Origin of the sequence: Chryseobacterium sp. CH21, assembly GCF_004119445.1 — a bacterium.
GTDB lineage: Bacteria > Bacteroidota > Bacteroidia > Flavobacteriales > Weeksellaceae > Chryseobacterium.
Genome location: NZ_QICI01000095.1, coordinates 14169 through 39797, shown reverse-complemented (window position 1 = coordinate 39797; position 25629 = coordinate 14169). Strand labels below are relative to the sequence as shown.

The window sequence follows — 25629 nt, the reverse complement described above, 5'->3', positions numbered from 1 at the left end:
TATTAGCAAGCAATTATCTTTTGTCTGAAAAAACAAAAAACCTTGTCCGGAAATTCCAGACAAGGCTTTGTATTTTTAATTCAAAAATGAATTATCCTTGTTTTCTGTGTGTACTCTTTGGAGCTGATTTTGCAGCTGAAGTAGCTTTTACTTTTGGAGCAGCTGGTTTCTCCGCCTTTGGAGCTTTCTTAGCTTCTTTTTCAATGCTTACTTCTTCTGTTGCAGGCTCTCCGTCTAAAGTTTCAGGCTCTGCTTTTACAAAGCTATCCGGAGTGATATATCCTGCTTTATGTAGGATGTTGTACCACTGCGCTAGTTTCTTGATGTCAGAAGAATATACTCTTTCTGTATCATAATTAGGAAGAGAAGCTAACATGAAGTCTTTCAAATCTGCATCAGAAGATTTGTGAGAAATAGTTTCCTTATAATCATTGTTTTTAGCAATATTTTCAAATACTTCAAACAAAGGAACTTCTTTCTCAAATGTAAACATAGCAATATTGTCTAGTAAGCTTACCTGGCTTGAGTTTCCAATGCTTACTTTTTTCTTGTTGGTAACATCTTCAATGATGAATCCGTTTCTTAATTGAGAAACTAATTTGAAAAGTCCTGGTTTTCCAGAAATTGAAATTATTTTTTCTAACAGCATAATTTTATTTTTTGTAAATTCTGCAATCAGCACTAGCTTTTTGCTTTATATTATTCGTTTTAATCCTTGTTTAAATTACTTTGGAAATCTCATTTTGTAACCGATGTTTACGTCACCCTGAGAGATTTTTGTCAGTTTACCCTTCACCAGTTTCTTTTTCAATGCACTCAGGTGGTCAGTAAATAAAACCCCTTCAATGTGGTCATATTCATGCTGAATTACGCGGGCTCTAATATCGGAAAAAGTTTCTGTATGTTTCACAAAATTTTCGTCATAATATTCAATAACGATAGTCCCCTTTCTTTTCACGTCTTCTCTTACATCCGGAATAGAAAGACAACCTTCATTGAACTTCCATTCTTCACCGGATTCTTCAAGAATCTGAGCGTTGATGAAGACTTTTTTAAACTCTGCCAACTCATCTTTAATATCTTCATAATCCTCATCTTCTGCAAGAGGCGTCACATCTATTACAAACAGACGGATATCCAAACCAATCTGAGGCGCTGCAAGACCTATGCCATTTGCGCTGTACATCGTTTCGAACATATTGTCTATCAATTCCTGTAATTCGGGATAATCTTTGTCTATATCTTTTCCCACTTTTCTCAAAACAGGATCCCCAAAAGCTCTTATCGGTAATATCATCTTAATCTTTGTTCTAAAAAATTCTGCAATATGATGGTTGCACTTACTTTATCTATTAATCCTTTTTCCTGCCTCTTTTTCTTATTTTTTCCACTTTGGGAAATAAAGAATGAAGCCATTTTGGAAGTAAATCTTTCGTCCAAACGGTGAACCGCAATATCCGAAAATTCTTTTTTAAATTCTTCTATGAATTTTAAAATATCCGTTTCCACTTCCGAAACGTTTCCTTTCAAATCTATGGGAAGTCCAATTACTACTTCATCTACCTTGTTTTCGCTGAAATATTTTTTCAAAAAACCCATTAAAGAACGGTTCTCTACAGTGTCCAGCCCACTGGCTATGATCTGCATATCGTCAGTTGCAGCGATACCACAACGAGCTTTTCCGTAGTCTATTGCAAGGATTTGTCCCATAAGTCTGCAAATTTAGTAAAATTTACTGATTTTATTCATAACGCAGTTTTTTTATATAAATCATGTTTTATTCCATTATTTTTTTTATAATTTTAATCTTCCAAAAAACAATTATATGAAGAAACTCATCCTCGTAAGACATGCGAAAAGCGACTGGCCGGAGGAAACGGAGGACTTTGACAGACCTTTGGCAGACAAGGGTTTGGAGGATGCTATGCACATGTCCAGATTCCTGAAAAACAATAATATTTCCATTGATCATTTTGTGTCCAGCCCCGCAGTACGCGCGCTCAATACCTGTAAAATTTTTAATCAGGCTTATCAACTCAACTGTTCCACTGATGAAAAATTGTATAATCCCTCGGAAAGAAGTTTTGAATCTGTAATCTATGACCTGGATGACAACCTTAATTCGGTTGCTTTCTTCTCCCATAACAATGGAATTTCCAATTTTGCCAATTCCATTTCTGAAGATATTTTCCATTTTCCTACCTGCGGAGTGGCCGGTTTTGAAGTAGACTGTGAATCATGGTCCGAATTCGACGGAGCGAAAAAGAAACTGTTGTTCTTTTATGAGCCGGGGAAAATATAACTTTAGTCCCTTATTTTTTTATGTCACAATATTAATCCTTCTTTTCTCATGTCAGAAACAGAAGAAAACTTTCTATGAGTCTATTGCTTTAAATGATATAAAGCTTTCTTCACCAAAACCCGGAAGCTGGCGGTATAATCACAATGAACATTTCCAAACGTTTGAAGATTTTCAAAAATTAAAAAAGATAAAACCAGAATCTGGAAAAAATATCATTTACCTTCAACCTATCGGAACGTTTAATGAATTTCAGAAAAAAGAAATAGCCCTCACAAAGGAATATTTAAAAATATATTTCCAGCTGGAGACTAAAATACTTCCTGCTATACCCAATACCATCTTCCCTGAAAAAGTGAAAAGAATTTCAAAGGAAGGACAAGAACAAATTCTGGCAGGATATGTACTGGACAGCATTCTGATCAAAAGAAAGCCTAAAGATGCTGTAGTACTTATGGGAATTACAGAGAAAGATCTTTTCCCAAAACCGGAATGGAACTACATTTTCGGACTCGCTTCCTATGAAGATGGCGTAGGAGTAACTTCGATGTACAGATTTGCAAACGGTCACTTAACCGATTCAAATTTCAATGAGAGTCTTTTAAGATTAATAAAAATAAGTTCCCACGAAATTGGTCATATGTTCGGAATCAGCCACTGCCTGAATGCCAACTGTGTAATGAATGGAACCAATTCATTATCAGAAACTGATTATCACCTGGCCAGAGCCTGTTCACTTTGTCAAAGAAAACTGAATTCAAGCATCCATTATAACAATAAGAAAAGACTTCTTGAGCTAAAAAATTTCTTTGAAAAACAACATCTTAATACAGAGCTTACTTTAGCAAATCAGGATCTTTCTCTTTTAAGATAATACATTTTATTTTTTAAGTTTTGCTAAATCCAAATTGATCACAACCACTATTGAAGGACGGCTAAGGCCGGATTCTGCTAAATCTTGCAATTATTTTCCAACATATAAATGTAAGCTATTTTGTTTATGACTTTTGTCACATTCCTATAAATTTTGTTTTTATTAATATACTTTTGTTTTAAAATTTAATTATTCTAAATAAAAATAAATGAAAAAACAACTTTATTTCTTCGTGTTTATCATCTTTTTAACAGGAGCCAGATTATATGCACAAGCTACTGCAAATGTATTTATTAGTAATCTGAACACCCCCAATCCTATGATTATTGACGGCAATACCATGTATATCGGACTGTATTCAGAGGATAAAGTCATCAAAATCAATATAAATGATCCCGCTTCTCCCCCGGTTGATGTTGTTACAGGTGTCAATCGTCCTTATGGACTTGCTTTGAGAAACAATGTCCTGTATGTTTCAGAGTTTGGGGGAGATCAGATTTCTAAGGTTGACCTTACTTCTAGCAATCCAAGCCGTGAAGTTGTATTAACAGGTATCAGCAGTCCTCTTGGATTGGAATTCGTAGGAAATGATCTGTATATGGCACTTGAGGGTGACAATAAGATCGCAAAGATAGATGTAAGTCAAAACCCGCCTCAACTGATTGATGTAACATCTGCACAATCTCCGTTTGAAATTGAGATTATTGATAAGATTATTTATTTTACAGAAAGATTTGAAGGAAGGGTTTCAAAATTTGACATGAACAGCTCCAGTTCGCCTGAGATTATAGCGCAGGGGCTAAACTATCCGTCTGGTCTTGCTTCTTATGGACAGGAATTATTTATTTGTGAGGCAGGAGCAGCTAAGGTTTCTAAACTTAATTACGCTTCAGCCAATCCTGTCATATCAGACGGGCTTATTTCCAGTGGATTTCAATATCCTTCCGGACTGGCTGTAAATGGTAATACGATATATGTAACAGATTTTTTTGCAGGTTCTATATTAAATGCGGATTTGGCAGCCCTTTCAGTTTCAGATCAGAAAAACCATAAAAATACCACCGCTATTTATCCTATTCCTGCAAAAGATATATTAAATGTACGAAATGCTCCCACAAAAGAATATAAAATCTTCGGAATAAAAGGAAATCTTGTTCTTTCCGGAAGATTGGAACGGGAATCTATTAATGTAAGCAATCTGGTAAAAGGAGCTTATATCATTCAGATCGGGGATGTTATTAGGAAATTTATTAAAGAATAAAAAAAGCTAAAGCTAAGATTAAAATATTGATTCAAAAGGAGGATTCCAGTATGTACCGGAATCCTCTTTTATGTTTTGGCTAAACCTTTTAAATGAATTCAAGAAGAAAAGGCTCTCTCTTGTGCTTGCAAAGTCAAATATGACGAAAGCCCCTTCCTATAGAATATTTTTTGTGATTCCTCGTTTTATTTCTTTTTCAAATCCAGATCATCAAAATCAAAACTGAAATCTGTCACATCAGAGATTGCCTTCAATTTTGCAGATTCTGCTTTTCCGTTCTCGTCATAGCTGAAAATAATATAGGCATCAGCATCATAGCTTCTGTCGTCCCATTTAATGATAAATGAGTTGTTAGAATATGGAAGCAGTTCCCCTTTTAATCTCGGAGAGTTTTTACATGAAATTCTGTAGGTATTTCCCTGCTGAGCAATTTCTACATCACCAAACCAAACATCATTGTATGTTCCTGTAAACTGCTCTGCTTTAGGCTGAAGGGATTTTTCTTTTTTGAAGGCTTCAAATTTTGCAAAAGCATCTTTCTTCTGTTTGTCAAATTCAGCTTCCATTTTAGACATTCTGTCACCGTATGTTTTCAGCCAGTTTCTGTCTGCAACCCCAAGATAAGAATCTTTAACGGTATTCGTAATGGTGTTGAAAGCTGCACCTGACTGTTGGTTTGTTAAAACTATAATTCCCAGTTTCATATCCGGAATTAAAGTAAACTGTGTAACCGTTCCAATCAAACCACCGGTATGTTGTACTTGTTTATGTCCTTTAACATCACTTAGGAACCACCCTAACCCATATCCGTAAAAACTTGTGTCATATGGATTTTTCGCCGCTACTCTGTCTGGAATCTGCAGACTCCAAAGCTGTTGAACATTCTTGTCAGAAACCAACTTTTTTCCATCTTTTGTGGTGAAGTTATTCAACAGACATTCTGCCCAGGTAGTCATATCTTTGATATTACTCATAATTCCTCCTGCTGCATTTCCTGTCTCATTCCAATCATGAGGAACAGCAATAGCTTTTCCATCTACCGGAGCATGTGCATCAATTTTATTGGCTGTAGCTTTTGCTCTGTTGTAGCTTCCGAAACTTGAAGTCATTCCTACAGGTTTCATGATTCTCTGTTCAATAAATTCAGCCCAGCTTAATCCGGAAACTCTGTGAATCACTTCTCCTGCAACAATAAACATGATGTTGTTATAATCCAATTTTGTTCTGAAAGGGTTTTCCGGCTTCAGATATCTTACATTGTGAACGATATCATTAACCGTTAAGCTTCCTCCTTCCGGAAAAACATAAGATCTCCCTGTCCAAGTCCTAATCCGGCTCTGTGGGTAATAAGATCTTTGATTGTTACATTTTGAGAAACGTAAGGATCATACATTTGGAACTCAGGAATATATTTTGAAACTTTATCATCCCAATTCAGCTTTCCTTCGTCTGCTAAGATGGCTAACGCTGTACAGGTAAACCCCTTAGAATTGGAAGCAATCCCAACCAACGTATTGTCATCCATAGGCTGTTTAGTGGTAAGAGAACGTACTCCAAAACCTTTGGAATAGATCATTTTCCCATCTTTTACAATTCCTACGGACATTCCAGGCACGTCAAAGGTTTTCAGGGTATTTTGGATCAGTTCATCCAGCTTTTTTTCTTCAACCTGCGCATTGGTCAATCCTACGGTCAAAAGAAAAATGAAAAAGAAAGTTTCTGTTTCATTGTTTATTTTAATTTTCCCAAATTTACTAAATATTAAGCGATGCTAATTTTAGCAGTATTAAAACTTTACAATAAATCAGTTGTATTCATGAAAAAGCCTATTTGTATCTGTATTTTCTCTTTTTTCGCGATCATTGGTATTAAAGCCCAGGACAAAACTGCCAATCCTTTTCTTTTACAAACCTGGAATCTCAGTAAAATGGATACTTATATTTATACTTATGAGAAACAAGATGGTTTTGAGGCAAGAAGAGAAGGAATCAGATTCCAGAAAAACGGAAAAATTACAGGAAATCTAATAAAATCGACCTTAAGATATGATACCTTGGAAGAACCTGTTACTAAAAGAAATGAAAAACCAGACCGTTATATCGGGAGCTGGAAAAAAGCTTCAGATTCTACACTGACTATAATATTTCCTTACAATACCAATATGACCGGTACTTTTGTTATTTCAAAACTTACAGATAATCAGTTGAAATTAAAAAAGGTTTTCAGTGCTGATATTGAAAAGAAACTTGATTCTATCAGAAAAACAAGAAATATTACGGATTAAGTCCTCGTATGAATTGAGGAAAGCTTCTTTATATTTGCAATCTTAAAAAAATAGTAATAATGACAATAAACAGATTATTGGCTTTCTTCTTACTGATGATAAGCTGTAATTTATATTTCTCTCAGGATGTAACCATCAAAGACGATAAAGTGTTGGTGGATGGAAAACAGATCCTGAAAGCTGAAAAAATCAACGTAGCACAGTATTCATTTTTCTCGATGAAAGATGATCAAGAGATCCTTCTTTACCGATATATGGATAATGAAACACCAAGATATGTAAGTGATGATTACTTCATACTTAATTTTCTCACAGAAAAAACAAGAGTAGAATCTACTGATCTTGGTAAAATCTCCAATTTCATGAATTCAAAAAAAGGAATGGAAAAGCTGGTAAAATGGTTACTGAAAGAAAGAGTACTCAATCATGATGGCGAGCTAAATCCTGAGCGTGTAGCGGTATTCAAAGATAAATACCACGAAAATATTACTGAAAGAACCCTTAGATAATGACCAAAGTTCTTCTTCTTTCCGACTCTCACTCTTATATTGATGACAGAATTCTGGAATATGCTTCTCAGGCCGATGAAGTGTGGCATTGTGGAGATTTCGGAAGTCTGGATGTGATTGAACAGCTGGAAAAAATAAAACCTTTAAAAGGCGTTTACGGAAACATTGATAATGCTAAAATTCAATCCGAATTTCCGGAAGTAAACCGTTTCTTCTGTGAAAAGCTGGAAGTCTTGATGATCCACATCGGAGGGTATCCCGGAAAATATACTCCACTCACGAAGAAAGAAATCTCAAAGAAAGCTCCGAAATTGTTTATTTCAGGGCATTCTCATATTTTGAAAGCGATGTATGATGAGAAAAACAGCCTTCTTCATCTGAATCCTGGTGCTTGCGGCAAACAGGGGTGGCATAAAGTGAGAACCATGATGCGCTTTGTGGTAGATGGTGAGGAAATCAAAGATCTGGAAGTGATTGAACTGGGACCGAGGGTTTGATGAGTGAGAGGGTTGGAAAGTTTTAGGATTGGAGAGTGTGAACGTTTGAGAATAAGAGAGTTTGTTTTCTATACCTTTTACTTTTTACCTTTGCACCAATAATGGGTTCAGACAATTCTTAAAAAAATATGAAGATCGGTGATAAGGTTTCGGTAGTAGATGAAGATTTAAGCGGAGTAATTACTTCCGTGAAGGGAAATATTGTCGTTTTTAAAGATGAATATGGCTTCACCCATCAATATCCAAAAGAAAAACTGGTTCCTAAAGATGCTGATCTTTATGAAAATATCCGAGTGGTAAGAAAACCAGAACCTAAAAAAATCATTTCTAAGAAGCATCAGAAAAATCATTTGGTTTTAGACTTGCATTTTCATAATTTGGTAAAGAATCCTAATGACTATGACAGCTTTGAAAGATTGTTTATTCAAAAGGAAAAATTAATTGAAGTGATTGAATTTTGCAGAAAAAACAACCTAAAGAGACTGGAAATTGTTCACGGCATTGGTGACGGGACTTTGCAGAGGATGGTTCGGGACGTTTTGGAAAGCCAGGTCAATATTGATTTTTATAATAAGGAAATACTTCACCATCAATCGGGTGCGGTAATGGTAGAATTTCACTAAATTTGCAGGAATTGAAATATGAACGTACTTAATTTACTTTTTACCAAAGACGGATTAATCTATCAGATTGTTAAGAACAAAAACATTCTGGAGGAAAAGTCTTATTTCGTGACTGAAGAGACGCCAGCCAATCTTATTGAGCAGCAGCTGGATGAAGTTCTTATTAAGCAGCGCTATGAAGAGATCCAGGTGATTTCCGCATTTAATCATTTTACCCTGATGCCGGAAGGTTTTTCTGAGCATGAGACAGGATTTGATCTGATCGCCTTCAACGCTCCCGCCGACAGAGAACGTGAAGAGCTTATGCTTTCTATTAATAAAAAATTCAATATTCAGTTTTATTATACTTTTCCTAAAAACTATTACAAGAAAATAAAAGAGCTGGCAATTCCGGTTCATTTTAATTTTTCAGGAGAAAAGTTTTTAAGTTCGATCAATAATAAAACCACTAAAGAAATTCACATCAATTTGTATCATAACCAGTGTGAGTTTTTTGCGATTGACAATAAAAAAATCATTCTTTATAATAATCTGGATGTCAATTCTGAAGTAGATTTTCTTTATTTCATCATGTTTACATTGAGCAAAATAGGTTTCGGAATCAATGAAACTACTTTTTATGCTTATGGAGAAACTACGGAAAATGAAACATTCATCTCCGAACTTCAGAAATTTGTTAAAAACTTAAAAATTGTTTTTGACAATATTCCAAACAAGAATTTTATACTTAACTAGGTTTCAGGCCGCAGAAATTAGAGATTAGTTCCTAGAAACAGTCACCTGCTACCTATAATCTACCACCTAAACCCTAACAAAAAATATGTTCAGAATCATATCAGGCAAATGGAAAGCCAAAAAAATTGCCGCTCCTAAAAACTTTGATGTAAGACCTACCACCGATTTTGCGAAGGAGGCTTTATTCAGCATTCTGGAAAATAAATATGACATGCAGTCCATCTCCGTGCTTGATCTTTTTGCCGGAATTGGCTCTATTACCCTTGAATTTGCTTCCAGAGGATGCCAGAATATTACTTCTGTGGAGATGAACCCAAAACATACCGCATTTATCAACTCTACAGCAGCTGAACTTGACATGGCACTTCAGATCAATATGCAGAGAGGTGATGTATTCGACTGGCTTAAAAAATTCAGAAATAAAAAATCTTTTGAGATTGTTTTCTCTGATGCACCTTTTGAAATGGAAGAGAAAAAATACCACGAACTGATCTCTTTGGTTTTAAACAATAAATACCTGAAAGAAAACGGAGTTCTTATTGTAGAGCACCAAAGCCGCATGAAGTTTGACCATCCCAACTTAATAGATACCCGAAAATACGGAAACGTAAGTTTTAGTTTTTTTGAACCGAATAAAGAAGATAATCAGGAACTTTAATTCCTGATTATTTTTTTGAGATAACCGGAGCGGCTTCACCCCATTTTGTTATCGCTTCCAGAACAGGCAATAGCGTTTTTCCAAAGTCTGTTAATTCATATTCTACCACTAAAGGAGGTTTTTCTGTAAAAACTTTTCTTTCTACAATTCCGTCTTCTTCCAATTGTTTTAGCTGTAAACTCAATGTTCTTTCCGTAATGGTAGGAATTGATTTTCTTATCTCATTATATCGCTTTGCACCGCCAATAAGATGGTGTAAAATTACTGCTTTCCATTTCCCACCTATAAATTTCATAGTGACACTGGTACAGCAGGGATAGGATTTATTATCTATGGTATACATTTTTTATACTATCATTTTTTACCGTTATTGCAAAGTTAAGAAACTTAAATTAATTTTGTAACTATAAAAATGATAGTATAAAATTATGAACTTCTTAGACAAAATGAAAAACAGGTATACTGTAAAAAAGTATAACCCGCAGGTAAAAATCAGTGAAGAACAAATTACAACGCTTCAGGAGATTTTAAATTTAAGCCCTTCATCCATTAACAGCCAGCCATGGAACTTTGTTTTTGTAAATGATCCGGAACTGAAAAAGCAATTGGGTGACAAGTCTTATTTTAATAAAGAAAAAGTGTTGGATAGCAGCCATATCATTGTCTTTCAGGTGATCAAAAACGTAGAAAACTTTGAAAAGCAAATTGAAGAAAACCTTCCGGAGGGTTCTGTTAATTATTACCGGACTATGGTAAAACCTAAGGGAGAAGAGGCTATCAAATCATGGCTTGGGCATCAGGTTTATTTATCTTTAGGAGTGCTTTTATCTGCATGTGCAGCGATGGGAATAGATTCTACACCAATGGAAGGCATTGAGCCGGATCAGTATGACGATATTCTGAAAAATGAAAATTACGAGACGCTATTTGCTGTAGCCATCGGGGAAAGAGATGAAGCTGATACCAACCAGCCAAAGTTTAATCCAAAGAAAAGGCTGAATGCTGAAAAAGTAATTGTGGAAGCGTAATTTCAAACACGAATTTCACAAATTATTTCACAAAGAACACAAATAAAAAAGTCTGCTATTTAGAGCAGACTTTTTATCTATAATACTTTCAATTCTAAATCAATTGTTTTTCCAAAGAATTTCTTAGAGATTTTCTCAAAGTTCTTGGTAATATCCGAAAGATAGAAATGATAATTCGGTTTTGAATTATGATCATTCAAGAGATTATACTTATCCAGAATAATCTTAAGATGATTGGCTACAATGTTCGGAGAGTCTATCACACGAACTCTGTTTCCGTAATACTGTTTGATTTCATCTATTAAAAGAGGATAATGGGTACAGCCCAAAATCAACGTTTCAATATTTTTTAACTTGTTATTGCTTAAATAATTATAAATAATAGCGTGCGTGATCGGATGATTTTTAAACCCTTCTTCAATGGCAGGAACCAATAGTGGTGTAGCCAGTTCATCCACTTTGATCCATTTATTATGCTTTCTAATGCTCTTCTTATACAACCCCGAATTTACAGTGGCTTTGGTAGCAATTACTCCTACATTATTGTGGATTTCATAAGATACTTTTTCAGCAACAGGATTAATAACGTCTATGACCGGAACTTTTCCTGCAACGGACTTCATCACTTCATTCAATGCGTTAGCGGTTGCCGTATTACAGGCAATTACAATCGCTTTGCAGTTCTGCTCCAGCAGAAAATTAGTAATCTTTGTAGAATATTCAATAATAGCATCTTTAGACTTTTCCCCGTAAGGAAGGTGCTTTGTATCTCCAAAATAGATCAGATCTTCGTTAGGAAGAAGTCTTTTGATTTCTTTGGCAACGGTAAGACCTCCTACCCCGCTGTCGAAAATTCCGATAGGCTGGCTTGGTGAAAGATGTGAATAATCTTGTTTTTTAGTTTTCAAATGAGTTGAAATTTTATACAAAAATAGTGAATTTTATGGCATACTGTATACATACAGACATTATACAATAAACAAATCTGAAGCAATTCCATCTGCCATAAACCAATGTTTTTCAGGGATTTTTAAATGATCATTCTCAATAGTTAAAATACCTTCTTCAATTTTGGATTTTATTTCTCTTTGAAAATGCTCTAACATCCTCTCTGAAAATTTATTATTTAAGCTTTCCAGATCTACCCCCCAGATGGTACGCAAACCAATCATAATCATCTCATTAAACTGATCTTCTTTGGAAAGGATTTCCTCTTCCTTAGCCAAAAGTTTATCATTCAGTTTTTTAATGTATTGCTGATTATTGGCTACATTCCAGCTTCTGACATCAAATCCGTTATAAGAATGTGCTGAAGGGCCTATACCAAGATATTCATTGTATTTCCAGTAAGCAGAATTGTGTCGTGAGTAGAAACCGGGTTTTGCAAAATTGGAGACTTCATAATGCTCAAAACCATTGTCTTTTAAAAAATCAGACAAGTAATAGAATTCTTTGTTTTGTTCTTCTTCTTTGGGACTTTTTACTTTTCCTTTTGATATCCAGTTTTCCAAAGCTGTTTTGGGCTCTACCGTCAATGCATAAGATGAAATATGTGGAACTTCCAGAGCGATGGTTTTATTCAGGTTTTCTTTCCAGATCTCAAGATTGGAAGTGGGTGAACCGTAAATCAGATCAATACTCAGGTTTTCAAAACCAAAATCCTGAGCACGTTTGATAGAACTTTCTGCTTCGGAAGCACTGTGAGCCCTGTTCATGAGTTTTAAATCTTCTTCAAAAAAACTTTGAGTACCAATAGATAATCTGTTTACCGGAGTTCCAGCCAGTTGTTTTAGGAAACTTTTATCCAGATCATCCGGATTAGCTTCCAGAGTGACTTCTATATCTTTTTCAAAACTGAAATATTTTAATACTTCATCTATCACGGAACTGATTTCATCTACAGAAAGAATAGAGGGTGTTCCGCCTCCAAAATACAGCGATTTCAGGTTTTTGTTCTGCAATTCATCTTTTCTCAGCTGTATTTCAGCTTTCATAGCACGGAGCATTTCATCCTTGAAATTCAGGGATGTTGAAAAATGAAAGTTACAATAACTGCATTTTTGTTTACAGAACGGAATGTGAATATATATCATAAAAAAAGCTCTGAAAAATTTCAGAGCTCAAATTTATTTAAATTAAATTAATTAGTATCTAAATCCTCTAGCATTAATGAAGTTGTCAAAGTTATACCCCAGACCAATCATGAAGCTGTTTCCACCATAGCTCTGGATATCAGATATTCCAAGGTTATAAGTAGCTCCGATCATGAATTTGTTGAATCTTACTTTTACAATTGGAGAGATGCTCAGGTTTTGGTTATCAAATCTGTTCTGAACCGTTCTGTAGCTTACCCCGAAAGAGAATGCGTTGATATCATTAGAGAAAGTCGCCATTAAGTTCCAGTCGATCATTCTCGTTGAGTTTGTATTAAGGTTAATCAATGCTGATGGTGCAATAGTAATATTGTCAGCAATGTTCCAGTTATATCCTAAGTTTAAGAAGAATTTAATTGGAGAAGGCTCGTAGTTGTTTACGATAGAGGCATCATTACTTAATGCGATATCATTCACGGAAACACCCCCGAATAGACCTCTGTAGGTAGCAGCCAAACCGAAATTGGCATACACCATGAAGATGTTACTTTCCTCACCTCTTAATAACGGGTCACCTCCTTCTTCAGTATTAATTTTAGAATAATCAAAGTTCATGTTATAGAAGTTAACACTAGTACCGAAAGAGAACTGGTCTTTTCTGTCTCCTTCACTACTTAGAGGAATAAAATATGAAGCACCAGCTGTAATTCCCCCTGCAGAAATAGGCCCGTTGCTATCTCTAAACACGGAAATACCAGCACCTACTCTATCAAAGATATTCGCGTTAATCCCGATTGACTGTACATTCGGAGAATTGTTGAACTTTGAAAATTGTTGTTGATAATTGGCGTTGAGCTGTACGTAATCTGTTTTTCCGTATTGAGCTGGGTTGAACAGGAACTCACCATCCAAAAGATATTGCTGATAGTATGGTAGTGATTCTTGTGCTTTGTATGCATTTGACAAAAGAGCTAAACATACGATAGCATATAGTTTTCTCATAACAAATCTTGATTTCAATTCAACAAATATAAAAAAATTCTCAATATATTTTTAGTTTTCTAAATAATTTCTCCATTTTTTTACAGCATCCGCCATATCTTTGGGCATTGGGCTCTCAAAATATAATTCCTTTTTAGTCGTCGGGTGTATAAATCCGAGGGTATGAGCATGAAGTGCGTGTCTTGGCAAAATCTCGAAAACATTTTTTATAAATTGTTTGTATTTCGGAAGATTTACGCCTCTTAAAGGTGTATGACCTTCATATCTTTCATCATTAAACAAAGTATGTCCAATGTGTCTGAAATGCGCCCTGATCTGATGCGTTCTTCCGGTCTCAAGTTTACATTCTACCCAGGTCATGTACTTGAATCTCTCAAGAACTTTATAATGCGTCACAGCGTGTTTCCCCTGGCTTCCGTCTTCATAAACGGACATCTGCATTCTGTTTTTAGGATGTCTTCCGATATGACCTCTTATAGTACCCTCATCATCCTGCATATTTCCCCATACAAAAGCCCAATACAGCCTTTTTGTAGTACGGTTAAAGAATTGTTTTGCAAGGAAGCTCAATGCATATTCATTCTTAGCGATTACCAGCAGTCCTGATGTATCTTTATCAATCCTGTGAACAAGTCCTACTCTGTCAAGATCAGATTTTTCGCCATTCTTTTCAAAATGGAAAGCCAGTGCATTCACCAATGTTCCGTCCCAGTTTCCAAATCCAGGGTGCACTACCATTCCTGCTTCTTTATCTACGACTACAAGATCATCATCTTCATAAATGATGTTTACAGGAATATCCTGAGGAATAATGACGTTCTCTCTTGGAGGATGGGTAAGCAATACAGAAATCTGATCTCCCGGTTTTACACGATAATTCTGTTTCACCGCAGTTCCGTTCACAATAACGTTTCCGGCTCTGCAGGTTTGTGAAATCTTATTTCTTGAAGAATTCTGCCTGTATATCAAAAGGAACTTATCAATTCTTAATGGTTCCTGTTTGTTGTCTACAGTGATATTAAGATGTTCATATAATCCTTTATTTTCCTCGTCAATATCGATGTTTTCAATACTGTTGGAATCTAATAATTCTTCATCTAAAAAATCTTCGTTATCTTCTGACATTGTTTTATTTTTTTACACAAAAGGCTTCAACATTTTATAGTTGAAGCCTGTATTTTTGATATTAATCTGATCTTATTCTACAACGACCTTCTTAGCTTTCGGCTTTTGAGCAGGCTGTTGTGTCGTTGTTGAAGCTGCCGGTTTGGCTGTACTTCCTGTAGCAGGAGTATTGGTAGAAGTTTTAGGCTTCTCTGTACTTTGGCCTGCAGGTTTTGAAGTTGTAGTCTGAGGTTTTGGAGTCTCAGTTTTCGGAACTTCAGGTTTTGGAGTTTCTCTTCGGGGTGCAGGAGCTGGTACTGGCGGCGCTTCATAGTTTGGTTCACTGTGTACTTCTTCATATCGTACAGGAGGAAGTGAAGTATCCACTTTCATTCTGTAGATAGAATTCAGCTGTTCTACTTTCGCTCTCAGTTCTGCGGGAGTTTTCTTACTTGCCCAAAGGTCAATCTGCATTCCCTGATCACGAACATCTCCTGAGGCAGGATCCTGATAGTAAATAATATCAGATTCATCCTTACTTCCGTCTTCATGCTCTACCAAACCTACTTCAAACATACTTTTGGTAATTACGGCTCTCGCCTCTTTTACCGTAAGTCCTACTACATTAGGAATCGTAATATTTCTCATAGGTCCGGAACCTACTACTACGTCAATAATAGAGAATCTAGGTAAACGGGTGCCTGGGTTTACTGCATTTCCTTTATATAATATTCTTAAAAGAGCATCTTTCTGAATACTTGGTTCATAGATGGTATCTCCGATTTTAAGACCTACCTGATCCAATCTCTGGAAGGCAAGTCCTGAATATTTATTAATAACATTCGGCACAGCAATAGGAGCCCATGTTCTTGGGTTTACTTTAAGGGTTACCGTTCTTCCGTCCTTTACACGTGAACCTGGGGCAGGATATACCATTAACACCTGGAAAGGTCTGTATTTCGGATCGTAATTGGCGCTGTCTACTTCATATTCAAGCCCTGTATCATCTAATATTTTTACGGCATCATGTACCGATTTATTTACAATATTGGGAACAGGAATTTCCTGACCGTGATTAGTATGGTACTCCAACCAGCGAAACGTAAGCCACACCAGCCCTACGAAAATACCGATGGCTACTACTAAATTCAGTAAAACTTTCCAATTGAAAAGTGATTTAAGCATACTTAAAAATACTATAATTATAACCGCAAATATAGCTAATAATTTTAGAATGGACTTTTTATTTAACACAATTCATTTTTGATTTTAAAATTTGCGGATTTCCCATATTGCATTGCATAAAATGATTAAATTTGCCTTAATTGATACTATATGGTTATGAACAAAAAAAGTGTTGCCGTAGTAATGGGAGGCTATTCTGATGAATATGTCGTTTCTTTAAAAAGCGGACAATTGATTTATGATTCTTTAGACAGAAATCTCTATGACGTATATAAAGTAGTAGTCCTTAAAGATGAATGGTATTTTTTAGGTGAAAATGATCAAAAATATGCCATCAACAGAGGAGATTTTTCTGTGACTTTAGATAATGGAGAAACCTTAAAATTTGATGCATGTTTCAATATCATCCATGGAACTCCGGGAGAAAATGGAATTCTTCAGGCTTACTGGAATGCCATTGGCCAAAAATATACAGGTTGTGATTTTTACCAGAGTGCCCTTACTTTCAATAAAAAAGATACGCTTGCCGTATTATCAAAATATGGAATTCCTTCGGCAAAAAGCATTTATTTAAGAAAAGGGGAAGATATCAATGTAGATGAGATTGTATCTGAGCTTAATCTTCCTTTGTTTGTAAAGCCCAACCAATCCGGATCGTCTTTGGGAATTTCCAAAGTAAAAGAAAAGTCTGAACTGATTGCCGCTACCGAAATTGCCTTCAAAGAGGATGATGAAATCCTGATTGAAAGTTTCCTGGACGGTATGGAAGTTTCCGTAGGTGTTATAGATTTTAAAGGTGAAACTATTGTTTTAGGAATTACAGAAATTGTTCCTACTAATGAGTTCTTCGATTATGAAGCCAAATATGAAGGCGCTTCTGAAGAAATTACCCCGGCAAGAATTGACGAAGAAACTACAAAAAGAGTGGAAGAAATCGCCAAAAGAGCTTACAATTCATTAGGAATGAGTGGTTTTTCAAGAAGTGAATTTATTCTGATGAACGGAATCCCTTATATGCTTGAAATGAATACCAATCCTGGATTCTCTCCTGCAAGTATTCTTCCTCAACAGGCAAAACATTATGGAATTTCCATCATGGACCTTTGCGGAAATGAAGTAGAAAAAGCCCTTAATAAATAAAATAGAAGTTAGAAATTTAGAGGTTAGAAGTTAGATATACATTATGCTCATAGCTTTTAACAGATAATTTACCATTCAACATCATAACTCGTACAACATGAAAATTGCTGTTTTCCCGGGGTCTTTTGACCCGATTACACTAGGACATTACGACATTATAGAAAGAGCGGCACCGCTGTTTGATAAATTAATTATTGCAATAGGGCAGAATTCTCAAAAGAAATATATGTTTCCTCTTGAAAAAAGAATGGAATTCATTCAAAATTCAGTGGCAGAATTCCCCAATGTAGAAGTTGACTCATTCGAAGGTCTAACGGTAGATTACTGTTTTGAAAAAAATGCTCAGTACATCATCAGAGGATTGAGAAACCCCGCCGATTTTGAATTTGAAAAAGCGATTGCTCATACCAACAGAACGTTAGCCCACAAAAAGCTGGAGACTGTATTTTTACTGACTTCTTCAGGAAAATCTTTCATCAGCAGCAGCATTGTAAGGGAAGTTATTACCCACGGCGGCGAATATGAGCTGATGGTTCCGGATTCGGTGAGAGTGGAGAAATAAACAAAACCATATTTGATAAGCGATAAATGATAATTGATATAATGGCCAAGAATTTGCTTAAGCAAAAAATCATTCATCAATTATCATTACCATTATAATATTTATGCACGAACAGTTCAACTTTGCGATAGAAGTCCTTGGGACCATTGCCTTTTCCATGTCAGGAAGTTTTGCAGCAATGCAGAAACGGCTTGATCCGTTCGGAGTACTTATTATTGCATTTGTAACTTCTGTAGGAGGAGGAACTGTGAGAGATCTTTTGCTGGACATTCCTGTATTCTGGATGCATGATATTCTGATGTGTGCCCTGATTCTGGTAACCAGTATTTTTTCCATGGTATTCAAATCTCTTGAGAAAAACTTTAAGGTAACCTTATTTATCTTCGACAGCTTTGGACTTGGGTTATTTACCATTATCGGTGTTCAGAAAGGTTTAAATGCAGGAATTCACCCTATGATCTGTATCGCATTGGGTACTATTACGGGCTGTTTTGGGGGAATTATCCGGGATATCTTACTCAACAGAATTCCGCTGATTTTCAGGAAAGAAATTTATGCTACTGCCTGTATATTGGGTGGTTCAGCATTTTTATTGATGACCAGATATACTACGTTTTCTTATACTTTTATACAAATCTTCACTATTTTACTAATTGTAGCTATCCGAACATTCGCTGTAAAATACCACTGGCAAATGCCTAAATTTTATGGTTATGACCATAATAATTCGGAAATGTAATTTAAAAGTCATTACTGCCCGATAAAAAGTTTAAATATATTGCTAACAGTAGATTCCAACGGGATCAAATCCAGCTCCAATGGGAGCTAGCTGTTAATAGAATATATTTGTTTTAAAATTATAGCTCCGGAGGAGCGATCTGTTAATTATTCTTTAATTTAATCGCACAACAATGTTTAAAAGTATTTATTTGCTCAAAAGAAACTTTTAATTCCAATAATAAAAAAATAAAAAGTCCTGAAAAATTCAGGACTTTTATATTATATATTAGTTTAACTAGAAGAATTTTCCTCTGTTTCTCATATTTGGGTTATGCATATGCTTCTGCATGGTTGGCATCTTCAACTGATCTTTCATCATTTTGATCTGATCCGTCATCATTCCTGCACTGTCCAGTCTTTTTGCTTCTTCAAGCAATTTCTGTCCTTCCTGTTTTCTTCCTTTAGAAATAGCTGCTGCAGCAAGATTCAAAGTAGCCATCGCTCTGTCATGTTTCATATTCAAACCGTACTCTAAAGCCTTCTTCATGAAAGGTTCTACTTTAGCAGGGTGATCCTGAGCTTGTGTCAATCCTGATAAATAGTGAAAATAACCGTATTGAGTCTTATGAAGCTGTCCTTTGTAGTCTGTAATTTTTGATAACCATTCTCCCGCTTTTTCCATATTCTGCTTTCTCAATTGCCAGAAGGCCAAGAGGATATATTCATTTTTAAAGAATAGTAAGATTGGGAATGCAGCTAAAAGAAAAACAACAATTCCCCATCCAAGATTTCTTGTAAAAATCATCAATCCAAGTCCCGCCAGGATAAGAAGTGCCGCTACTGCAATTTTTATGTATTTATTCATTATTAAATTTTAAAAGTGCAAAGATAATAAATTTAGAGCTTAAAGTTCAAAAAGTCAATTGTGAATGGTCAATTCGCTGCACTTGTTAATTTTTATACCTGTGAGAAATTCACGATTCACTTTGCGAAGCAAAAAATCACTATTGACAGTTATTCTTCTTTTCTAATTCTTTCAAACGTCTGAAAACAGAAATCATATTCATTTTTTTCGTCTTTTTTATGAAAGATTTCGTTTGTTTTTTTCCAGATTTTCTCATTTATTTTAGGAAAGAATGTATCTGCTTTAAGATCTGCTTTCACCAAAGTAACTTCAAGTCTGTCTACAAGATCCATAGTCTGTTCATAGATATTTCCGCCACCGATAACGAAAACGTCTTCATCAATCTTCTTAGCAAATTTCAATGCTTCATTGATACTTCCTACAATAAGGATTCCCTCCTCAAACCAGTCTTTCTTTCTTGACACAACAATATTGGTACGGTTCGGAAGAGGCTTTCCAATACTTTCGTAGGTTTTTCTTCCCATAATAATCGGATGTCCTGAAGTAATATCTTTAAAATGTTTCAAATCTTTGGGAAGATGCCAAAGCAACTGGTTTTCAAAACCAATTTCATTTTTCTCTCCCATTGCCACCACTATTGTTGTCATTCAAATAATTTTTTACAAAATTAGCACATAATTTGTATATTTGGTTAGCACAAAAAATTTAAAAAAAATAAACTATGAAAAATAAAGGATGTTTGGGTGCCGGAACTATTGGTATTGCCCTCCTTATCATTGTGGCTATTCTATTCTTTTGGGGAAAAAGCGGATATAACAGCTTTGTAGAAAAAGAACAGACTGTGAATGCAAAATGGTCCAATGTAGAGACTGTATATCAGAAAAGAGCGAATCTTATTCCGAATCTGGAAAGAACCGTAAAATCGTACTCAAAATTTGAACAGGAAACTTTAACGAAAGTTGTAGAAGCACGTTCTAAAGCTACTTCTATCAACATCGATCCTACGAATATGACTGAAGCAGATATTGCTAAATTCCAGGCAGCACAGGGTGAACTATCCGGAGCATTGAGCAGATTGATGGCTGTAGTAGAATCTTATCCTAATTTGAAGGCAGACCAGCAGTACATCAACTTCCAGAGAGAATACACTGCTATTGAAAACAGTATCAGAACTGAAACTGTTTATTATAACGATGCTGCAAAGGATTACAACACTTCTATCAAGACTTTCCCGAATAATATTCTGGCGAATTTCACCAACTTTAAAGAGAAACCTTATTTCAAAGCTGAAGCAGGTGCTGAAAAAGCCCCTGAAGCATTCAAATAATAATGGGTAATTTCCTAACAAATCAACAGATCGCTTCCCTTGTGGAAGCGATTCAATCTGCGGAAGATCATTCTACGGGAGAGATCAGAGTGCATATTGATTCCAATACGGAAACCCGTGATGCTAAAACGGCATTTGATGTTTTCAAAAAATTGAATATGGATAAAACGGCTCAAAGAAATGCTGTGCTTTTCCATGTCAATTTCGAACAGAAATACCTTACCATTATTGGTGATATCGGAATTCATGAAAAGGTAAGACAGTCTTACTGGGATCATCTCCACGATTATATAACGGCAGAATTTGCCAAAGGAAATTATTATCAGGCGCTGAAAAGTGCCATCCTGGAAACAGGTCTTGAACTCAAAAAACATTTTCCTGTAGAAGGAGAAAATCCAAACCAACTTCCAAATGAAATTACGTTCTCTTAAAATAGTATTTTCATTTTTACTACTCTGCTTTTACACATTTGTATCAGCACAATACACCATTCCCGAAAAACCAGCAGTTCTTTACCCTGTTTTTGATGAAGCCGGATTGCTTTCCCAACAGGAAAAAGATGCACTTAATAATAAGCTGATCAAGTTTGCAGATTCTACCTCAACAGAAATTGAAGTAGTAATCATCCGCTCCACCAAAGGAGAAGATGTGAACTTTCTGGCAACCATGTTTGGTGAGAAATGGAAAATCGGAAAAAAAGGGGTAGATAACGGAGTTGTTTTCCTGATTGCCACAGAAGACAGAACCATGTCTATCCAGCAGGGACGTGCCGTAGAACAATATCTTACCGCTTCAGTAGCAGGACAGATCTTGGATTATATTGTCACTCCAAATTTCAAAAAAGGACTTTGGTATGACGGGATCAACGGTGGAACCTCAGCGATTATGGAGGCTGTTCAGGGGAAATTCAAGCCTGCAGAAACAACAGCTCCTTCCGGTAATGGAAGCGCTTTTAAAGTACTCATCATTGCTTTTATTATTTTCATCATCATTGCTATCCTATTTGGCAACAGAGGTGGTGGACGTGGCGGAAATAATGACGATGACGATGATGTGATCATCACCAGAAAAGGACGCAGAAATTACCCTGGTGGTTTCTTCCCATTCCCTGGCAGCTTCGGAGGAGGTGGCTTTGGTGGTGGAAGTTCCGGCGGCGGTGGCGGCGGATTCGGAGGCTTTGGCGGTGGCGGAAGTTTTGGAGGCGGTGGTGCATCCGGAGGCTGGTAAAATGAATAAGTCATTTTAAAATTGATATAGAAATCAGATCATCATGATCTGATTTTTTATTTAAAAATCTAAAATAACCTCAATTCTTTAACTTTTCTTAATCTTAAATTGATATTTAGATATTAAAAAATTAATAAAACCTCATAAAAACCACCTTTTATTCAATATTTTTTTCTTATATTTACTGAAAACAGGATTATGAAGAAGACGCTGGTAGTATTTGCACACCCTTATCTGGAGCACTCCAATTCGAATGTAGAGCTCATCAATTTCTACGTTCGCCACCAGCATTATACCCTAAGAGATCTTTACGAAGAATATCCTGACTTTCACATTGCAGCTTTCCGGGAAAGAAAACGCCTTAAAAATTACGAACGTTTTGTTTTTCAGTTTCCACTGATTTGGTTTGGGATGCCACCCCTTCTCAGATTATGGATTGATGAAGTTTTCGACAGAGACTGGCTTAAAGAGGATGAACATAATCCTCTGGAAGGAAAAGAGGTCTATATTCTAGTAACCACGGGGGGGAAAGAAAGGTCTTTCAGCAAAACCGGCACTTATCAATATACCATAGATGAACTCATCAGCGGGCTTATTGTTTCATTAAAAGTCTTTAAAGCGGATATTAAGCATATCAAAATCGTATACGAGGCCAACAAATTGTCTAAAAAAGAAATTATTTTACATAAAAAGGAATTTACAGAACTACTCAATCAATAACATATGGAATCCAGCTTAGCGATGAACACATTAATTTTCCTGGGTGTAGCCATTATCATGGTTCCATTGGCAAGGAAATTTGGTTTGAGTTCTGTTATTGGTTATATTTTAGGAGGAATCATCATAGGTCCTTATGTCCTTAAACTTACAGGAAACAATGTCAATGATATTATGCACGCCAGTGAGTTTGGAGTCATCATGCTATTATTTTTGGTAGGCCTGGAACTGGAGCCCCGGAAATTCTGGGAAATGCGGAAAAAGATAATGGGCTTAGGCCTTTCTCAAATGGCGCTCACCATTCTATTGCTTTTCTTAGTATTTACAAGCGTAGGCTGGAGAGTAGACAAAGCGATTGCCATTGCCATGTGTTTTGCTTTATCTTCCACCGCCATTGTTCTGCAGACTTTACAGGAAAAAAACAATTTCAAAACTACAGCCGGAGAAGCTTCATTCTCTACCTTGTTGTTTCAGGACATCTCTGTAATTCCTATTTTGGCAATACTTCCTATAATAGCTAATTATAAAGCCAAGCATCACGATAATGAAATTCAGATTCTGATTCAGAAGCTCCCGGAATGGCTTCAGGCCGGAACGGTAATTTTCGGAGTAGTGCTGCTTATTTTATTGGGCAGATATGTCTTTGTTCCTTTCCTACGTTATGTTTCAAAATCAGGAATGACAGAACTGTTGACCGCTTCTTCCCTATTCCTCGTTATTGGGGTCTCGGAGCTTATGGTGGTGATTGGACTTTCTCCGGCATTAGGAGCTTTCCTTGCAGGCGTAATGCTTGCCAACAGTGAATTCCGTCATGAGTTGGAAGCTCAGATTGATCCTTTCAAAGGATTATTACTGGCTGTTTTCTTCGTGAGCGTGGGATCAACAATCAATTTTAATATTATTCAGAAAGATCCTTTATTTATCTTCAGTACTGTTTTTGCGGTGCTGGCTGTAAAATTTATTGTCTTATATGCCATTGGAAAGTTTTTCAGGATAGATACTCCTCAAAGTCTTTTTTATGCATTTGCCCTATCTCAGGTGGGAGAATTTGCATTTGTGCTGCTCAATTATGCATCAGATCTATATCTTTTAGGTCCTGAAATGAATGCACAAATGATGGCTGTCACAGCAATTACGATGTGTATCACTCCTATTCTTCTGATCATCAATGACAGGTTTATTACCCCGAAATTCATTAAAGAAATTCCTGAAGAAGAGCATGATTATAATATTCTTGACAGCAATGTTACTCAAAAGAAAATCATCATTGTAGGTTTTGGGCACTTTGGAAGCACCGTAGGACGTCTTTTAAAAGCCAATAAAATATCAGCTACCGTTTTGGATCGTGATTCTGACCGTGTGAAACTGCTCAGAAGCTATGGTTTTAAGGTATATTACGGTGATGCTACCAGAATTCCTATTTTAAGAGCTGCCGGAATTGAAGATGCTGAAATTTTAGTTTTGTGTCTGGATAATCCGGATGATAATAAATTCATTGCAGAATTAGTCCGTGAACATTATCCTAGTGTAAAAATTTTCGTAAGAGCGAAAAACAGACTTGATGCTTATGACTATCTTAATAACGGAGTCAATCACATTTACCGTGAAACATTAGGAACAGCGGTGGATATGGCCGTTGACGTACTTCATGAAACAGGAATGAGAAAATATGCAGCAAGGCGTATGGGGCAAAGGTTTATGGCCATTGACAAAGCCTCTATCCGAAAGCTTGCAAAAATGAGAGAAAATAATGATGATATTACCCTCTTTACCACAAAAGAAATCCTCCAGCGAGAGGAGGAATTATTGGCATACGACAATCTTAATTTTGATAATAAAAATTGGGAAGGTTCCTCATCCACCGATGAAGAAGATGAGGAAGAATCCCAGGATTAGTTTATTGGATGTTTACGCTTCCGCCACTGCTTTCTTCTTTACTTACATTTTTAAGCTCTCCTTTTTTCGAGATATCCACACTTCCTCCAGATGAGGCTCCTGCGTTGACACTGGAAACAGCACTTATATGAATACTTGCTCCACTGGAAGCATCTGCTTCTACATTATCAGCGATTACTCCTTTAGCTGAAACACTGCTGCCGGAAGATGCACTCACATCTACCTTTTTTGCTTTTCCGGAAATATCAATAGTAGATCCTGATGAAGATTCAATACCAAGATTTACTGCCCATATTTTACCATCGAAACTGCTGCTGCTGCTAATATTGATATCCATATCATTAGCTTCCAGATCTCCGGAAATGCTTCCTGCACTTGAGGCTTCGATATCTGTTTTCTCCTGAGTAAATTTATCTTTTATAATAATTCTAGCTGCTGAATCGGCTTGAAGTTTATTAAAGTCCTTGGTATAAATTTTTGCTGTCACTTTGCTGATGTTCATTACTCGGATTCCCGGCTTATAATGAATATGCAGTTTTCCACCGTCATTATCTACAAGAATTTCATTGATGATACTCTGAGGAGCTGAGATTTCTACTTTTTCTGTTTCAGATTTTATAATCTCTGCCTCTATCGCCTGTGAAACCTGAATTTCATCAAAATCTCCGTTAAATTCTTTATGTTGTATAGGGCCGCTTTCTTTGCTTACTACTTTCTCTACCCAATTGCTTTTGTCACCCTCTCTATCTCTGTTTCTGTTCTCATGTTTATCATTACATGAGGCTAATGCCGCTAAGGCCGAAAAAATAAATAAAGTCCTTGTTTTCATGCTTATTCCTTTTGTTGATTATTTTATTTGATTTCTTTAATTAAATGACAACTAATTTATAAAAAATATTACATTACATTTAAAAATACTGCAATGGGCTGCAATACAGATTTTTCAATAAATCTTTTAATAATTCAAAAGACTCTATTCTTTCATTTTAAAACATTCATAAAACCGCTTCAATAAATACCTCT

The 25629-nt window shown here is 35.9% G+C and carries 32 protein-coding genes; 18 read left to right on the top strand and 14 right to left on the bottom strand.

Features of this window, described 5'->3' with window-relative positions; genetic code table 11:
- Nucleotides 1-91: 91 nt before the first annotated feature.
- The 3 genes from BOQ62_RS20230 to ruvX all read right to left on the bottom strand — a co-directional run bounded on the left by BOQ62_RS20230 (nucleotide 92) and on the right by ruvX (nucleotide 1710).
- On the bottom strand, nucleotides 92-649 hold the full coding sequence (locus BOQ62_RS20230; RefSeq protein WP_105704129.1) for a DUF5606 domain-containing protein: 558 nt from the start codon (nucleotides 647-649) through the stop codon (nucleotides 92-94).
- A gap of 75 nt (nucleotides 650-724) precedes the next feature.
- Entirely contained in the window at nucleotides 725-1297 is a 573-nt protein-coding gene (gene def / locus BOQ62_RS20225) for a peptide deformylase (RefSeq protein WP_034693378.1), read from the bottom strand.
- Complete coding sequence (ruvX, locus tag BOQ62_RS20220; RefSeq protein WP_129042183.1) at nucleotides 1294-1710, bottom strand: Holliday junction resolvase RuvX; 417 nt, start codon at nucleotides 1708-1710, stop codon at nucleotides 1294-1296. The genes def and ruvX overlap by 4 nt, the downstream gene beginning before the upstream one ends.
- Before the next feature lie 115 nt (nucleotides 1711-1825).
- Between ruvX and BOQ62_RS20215 the strand changes: the two genes are divergently transcribed.
- The 3 genes from BOQ62_RS20215 (at nucleotide 1826) to BOQ62_RS20205 (ending at nucleotide 4434) form a co-directional block, all read left to right on the top strand.
- The gene (locus BOQ62_RS20215; protein WP_062675602.1) at nucleotides 1826-2302 is read left to right on the top strand and encodes a SixA phosphatase family protein; all 477 of its coding nucleotides are present in this window, start codon (nucleotides 1826-1828) and stop codon (nucleotides 2300-2302) included.
- On the top strand, nucleotides 2283-3173 hold the full coding sequence (locus tag BOQ62_RS20210; protein WP_129042182.1) for an archaemetzincin: 891 nt from the start codon (nucleotides 2283-2285) through the stop codon (nucleotides 3171-3173). Before BOQ62_RS20215 ends, BOQ62_RS20210 begins: the two co-directional genes overlap by 20 nt.
- Before the next feature lie 208 nt (nucleotides 3174-3381).
- A complete protein-coding gene (locus BOQ62_RS20205) occupies nucleotides 3382-4434 on the top strand; it encodes a T9SS type A sorting domain-containing protein (RefSeq protein WP_129042181.1) in 1053 nt (350 codons plus the stop codon).
- 185 nt (nucleotides 4435-4619) lie between these two features.
- Here the strand turns inward: BOQ62_RS20205 and BOQ62_RS23995 are convergent, their stop codons facing one another.
- Together BOQ62_RS23995 and BOQ62_RS24340 are read right to left on the bottom strand one after the other, a co-directional pair.
- Nucleotides 4620-5681: a serine hydrolase gene (locus tag BOQ62_RS23995; RefSeq protein WP_262708374.1), complete on the bottom strand. Its 1062-nt coding sequence runs from the start codon at nucleotides 5679-5681 to the stop codon at nucleotides 4620-4622.
- 32 nt (nucleotides 5682-5713) lie between these two features.
- Nucleotides 5714-6130 (bottom strand): serine hydrolase domain-containing protein, encoded by a 417-nt coding sequence (locus BOQ62_RS24340; RefSeq protein ID WP_262708371.1) that lies wholly within the window; start codon nucleotides 6128-6130, stop codon nucleotides 5714-5716.
- A gap of 120 nt (nucleotides 6131-6250) precedes the next feature.
- Here BOQ62_RS24340 and BOQ62_RS20195 point away from each other — a divergent pair, with 120 nt between their 5' ends.
- The 6 genes from BOQ62_RS20195 to BOQ62_RS20170 all read left to right on the top strand — a co-directional run bounded on the left by BOQ62_RS20195 (nucleotide 6251) and on the right by BOQ62_RS20170 (nucleotide 9740).
- Nucleotides 6251-6718: a hypothetical protein gene (locus BOQ62_RS20195; RefSeq protein ID WP_129042180.1), complete on the top strand. Its 468-nt coding sequence runs from the start codon at nucleotides 6251-6253 to the stop codon at nucleotides 6716-6718.
- A gap of 59 nt (nucleotides 6719-6777) precedes the next feature.
- Nucleotides 6778-7227 (top strand): hypothetical protein, encoded by a 450-nt coding sequence (locus BOQ62_RS20190; protein WP_129042179.1) that lies wholly within the window; start codon nucleotides 6778-6780, stop codon nucleotides 7225-7227.
- On the top strand, nucleotides 7227-7724 hold the full coding sequence (locus tag BOQ62_RS20185) for a metallophosphoesterase family protein (RefSeq protein WP_129042178.1): 498 nt from the start codon (nucleotides 7227-7229) through the stop codon (nucleotides 7722-7724). The genes BOQ62_RS20190 and BOQ62_RS20185 overlap by 1 nt, the downstream gene beginning before the upstream one ends.
- 128 nt (nucleotides 7725-7852) lie before the next feature.
- The gene (locus BOQ62_RS20180; RefSeq protein ID WP_129042177.1) at nucleotides 7853-8347 is read left to right on the top strand and encodes a Smr/MutS family protein; all 495 of its coding nucleotides are present in this window, start codon (nucleotides 7853-7855) and stop codon (nucleotides 8345-8347) included.
- An 18-nt stretch (nucleotides 8348-8365) separates the two neighbouring features.
- Nucleotides 8366-9082, top strand: coding sequence for a DUF3822 family protein (locus tag BOQ62_RS20175; RefSeq protein WP_129042176.1), 717 nt, complete (start codon nucleotides 8366-8368; stop codon nucleotides 9080-9082).
- A gap of 85 nt (nucleotides 9083-9167) precedes the next feature.
- Nucleotides 9168-9740: an RsmD family RNA methyltransferase gene (locus BOQ62_RS20170; protein WP_129042175.1), complete on the top strand. Its 573-nt coding sequence runs from the start codon at nucleotides 9168-9170 to the stop codon at nucleotides 9738-9740.
- A 7-nt stretch (nucleotides 9741-9747) separates the two neighbouring features.
- Here BOQ62_RS20170 and BOQ62_RS20165 read toward each other — a convergent pair whose 3' ends face one another.
- Nucleotides 9748-10083: a winged helix-turn-helix transcriptional regulator gene (locus BOQ62_RS20165; RefSeq protein ID WP_129042174.1), complete on the bottom strand. Its 336-nt coding sequence runs from the start codon at nucleotides 10081-10083 to the stop codon at nucleotides 9748-9750.
- Between the two features lie 85 nt (nucleotides 10084-10168).
- Between BOQ62_RS20165 and BOQ62_RS20160 the strand changes: the two genes are divergently transcribed.
- The gene (locus BOQ62_RS20160) at nucleotides 10169-10768 is read left to right on the top strand and encodes a nitroreductase family protein (RefSeq protein WP_129042173.1); all 600 of its coding nucleotides are present in this window, start codon (nucleotides 10169-10171) and stop codon (nucleotides 10766-10768) included.
- A gap of 77 nt (nucleotides 10769-10845) precedes the next feature.
- Here the strand turns inward: BOQ62_RS20160 and murI are convergent, their stop codons facing one another.
- The 5 genes from murI to BOQ62_RS20135 form a co-directional block, all read right to left on the bottom strand.
- On the bottom strand, nucleotides 10846-11676 hold the full coding sequence (murI, locus tag BOQ62_RS20155; RefSeq protein WP_129042172.1) for a glutamate racemase: 831 nt from the start codon (nucleotides 11674-11676) through the stop codon (nucleotides 10846-10848).
- A gap of 60 nt (nucleotides 11677-11736) precedes the next feature.
- Entirely contained in the window at nucleotides 11737-12861 is a 1125-nt protein-coding gene (gene hemW / locus BOQ62_RS20150; protein ID WP_129042171.1) for a radical SAM family heme chaperone HemW, read from the bottom strand.
- A gap of 51 nt (nucleotides 12862-12912) precedes the next feature.
- Complete coding sequence (locus tag BOQ62_RS20145) at nucleotides 12913-13863, bottom strand: PorP/SprF family type IX secretion system membrane protein (protein ID WP_047377725.1); 951 nt, start codon at nucleotides 13861-13863, stop codon at nucleotides 12913-12915.
- A gap of 51 nt (nucleotides 13864-13914) precedes the next feature.
- A complete protein-coding gene (locus tag BOQ62_RS20140; RefSeq protein ID WP_185146812.1) occupies nucleotides 13915-14988 on the bottom strand; it encodes an RluA family pseudouridine synthase in 1074 nt (357 codons plus the stop codon).
- Between the two features lie 72 nt (nucleotides 14989-15060).
- Nucleotides 15061-16152 (bottom strand): PASTA domain-containing protein, encoded by a 1092-nt coding sequence (locus BOQ62_RS20135; RefSeq protein ID WP_129042170.1) that lies wholly within the window; start codon nucleotides 16150-16152, stop codon nucleotides 15061-15063.
- A gap of 156 nt (nucleotides 16153-16308) precedes the next feature.
- Between BOQ62_RS20135 and BOQ62_RS20130 the strand changes: the two genes are divergently transcribed.
- The 3 genes from BOQ62_RS20130 (at nucleotide 16309) to BOQ62_RS20120 (ending at nucleotide 18593) form a co-directional block, all read left to right on the top strand.
- Nucleotides 16309-17292 carry a D-alanine--D-alanine ligase gene (locus BOQ62_RS20130; RefSeq protein WP_129042169.1) on the top strand — a complete coding sequence of 328 codons (984 nt, stop codon included), beginning with the start codon at nucleotides 16309-16311 and terminating at the stop codon, nucleotides 17290-17292.
- A 97-nt stretch (nucleotides 17293-17389) separates the two neighbouring features.
- Nucleotides 17390-17854, top strand: a complete 465-nt coding sequence (gene coaD, locus BOQ62_RS20125; RefSeq protein WP_129042168.1) for a pantetheine-phosphate adenylyltransferase — start codon at nucleotides 17390-17392, stop codon at nucleotides 17852-17854.
- Nucleotides 17855-17957: 103 nt separating this feature from the next.
- A complete protein-coding gene (locus tag BOQ62_RS20120; RefSeq protein ID WP_129042167.1) occupies nucleotides 17958-18593 on the top strand; it encodes a trimeric intracellular cation channel family protein in 636 nt (211 codons plus the stop codon).
- Between the two features lie 276 nt (nucleotides 18594-18869).
- On the opposite strand, the gene BOQ62_RS20115 is transcribed toward BOQ62_RS20120, so the two are convergent.
- On the bottom strand, nucleotides 18870-19439 hold the full coding sequence (locus BOQ62_RS20115) for a hypothetical protein (RefSeq protein WP_105704103.1): 570 nt from the start codon (nucleotides 19437-19439) through the stop codon (nucleotides 18870-18872).
- 149 nt (nucleotides 19440-19588) lie between these two features.
- Nucleotides 19589-20086: a dihydrofolate reductase gene (locus tag BOQ62_RS20110; protein WP_129042166.1), complete on the bottom strand. Its 498-nt coding sequence runs from the start codon at nucleotides 20084-20086 to the stop codon at nucleotides 19589-19591.
- 74 nt (nucleotides 20087-20160) lie between these two features.
- On the opposite strand from BOQ62_RS20110, the gene BOQ62_RS20105 reads away from it, so the two are divergent.
- The 5 genes from BOQ62_RS20105 to BOQ62_RS20085 all read left to right on the top strand — a co-directional run bounded on the left by BOQ62_RS20105 (nucleotide 20161) and on the right by BOQ62_RS20085 (nucleotide 24606).
- Nucleotides 20161-20766 (top strand): LemA family protein, encoded by a 606-nt coding sequence (locus BOQ62_RS20105; protein WP_129042165.1) that lies wholly within the window; start codon nucleotides 20161-20163, stop codon nucleotides 20764-20766.
- 2 nt (nucleotides 20767-20768) lie between these two features.
- Nucleotides 20769-21197 carry a TPM domain-containing protein gene (locus BOQ62_RS20100; RefSeq protein WP_185146811.1) on the top strand — a complete coding sequence of 143 codons (429 nt, stop codon included), beginning with the start codon at nucleotides 20769-20771 and terminating at the stop codon, nucleotides 21195-21197.
- The gene (locus tag BOQ62_RS20095; protein ID WP_129042163.1) at nucleotides 21178-21993 is read left to right on the top strand and encodes a TPM domain-containing protein; all 816 of its coding nucleotides are present in this window, start codon (nucleotides 21178-21180) and stop codon (nucleotides 21991-21993) included. The genes BOQ62_RS20100 and BOQ62_RS20095 overlap by 20 nt, the downstream gene beginning before the upstream one ends.
- Nucleotides 21994-22191: 198 nt before the next feature.
- Entirely contained in the window at nucleotides 22192-22713 is a 522-nt protein-coding gene (locus BOQ62_RS20090) for an NAD(P)H-dependent oxidoreductase (protein WP_129042162.1), read from the top strand.
- A gap of 3 nt (nucleotides 22714-22716) precedes the next feature.
- Complete coding sequence (locus tag BOQ62_RS20085; RefSeq protein WP_129042161.1) at nucleotides 22717-24606, top strand: monovalent cation:proton antiporter-2 (CPA2) family protein; 1890 nt, start codon at nucleotides 22717-22719, stop codon at nucleotides 24604-24606.
- A 1-nt stretch (nucleotide 24607) separates the two neighbouring features.
- Here BOQ62_RS20085 and BOQ62_RS20080 read toward each other — a convergent pair whose 3' ends face one another.
- Entirely contained in the window at nucleotides 24608-25435 is an 828-nt protein-coding gene (locus BOQ62_RS20080; RefSeq protein WP_129042160.1) for a GIN domain-containing protein, read from the bottom strand.
- Nucleotides 25436-25629: the final 194 nt, after the last annotated feature.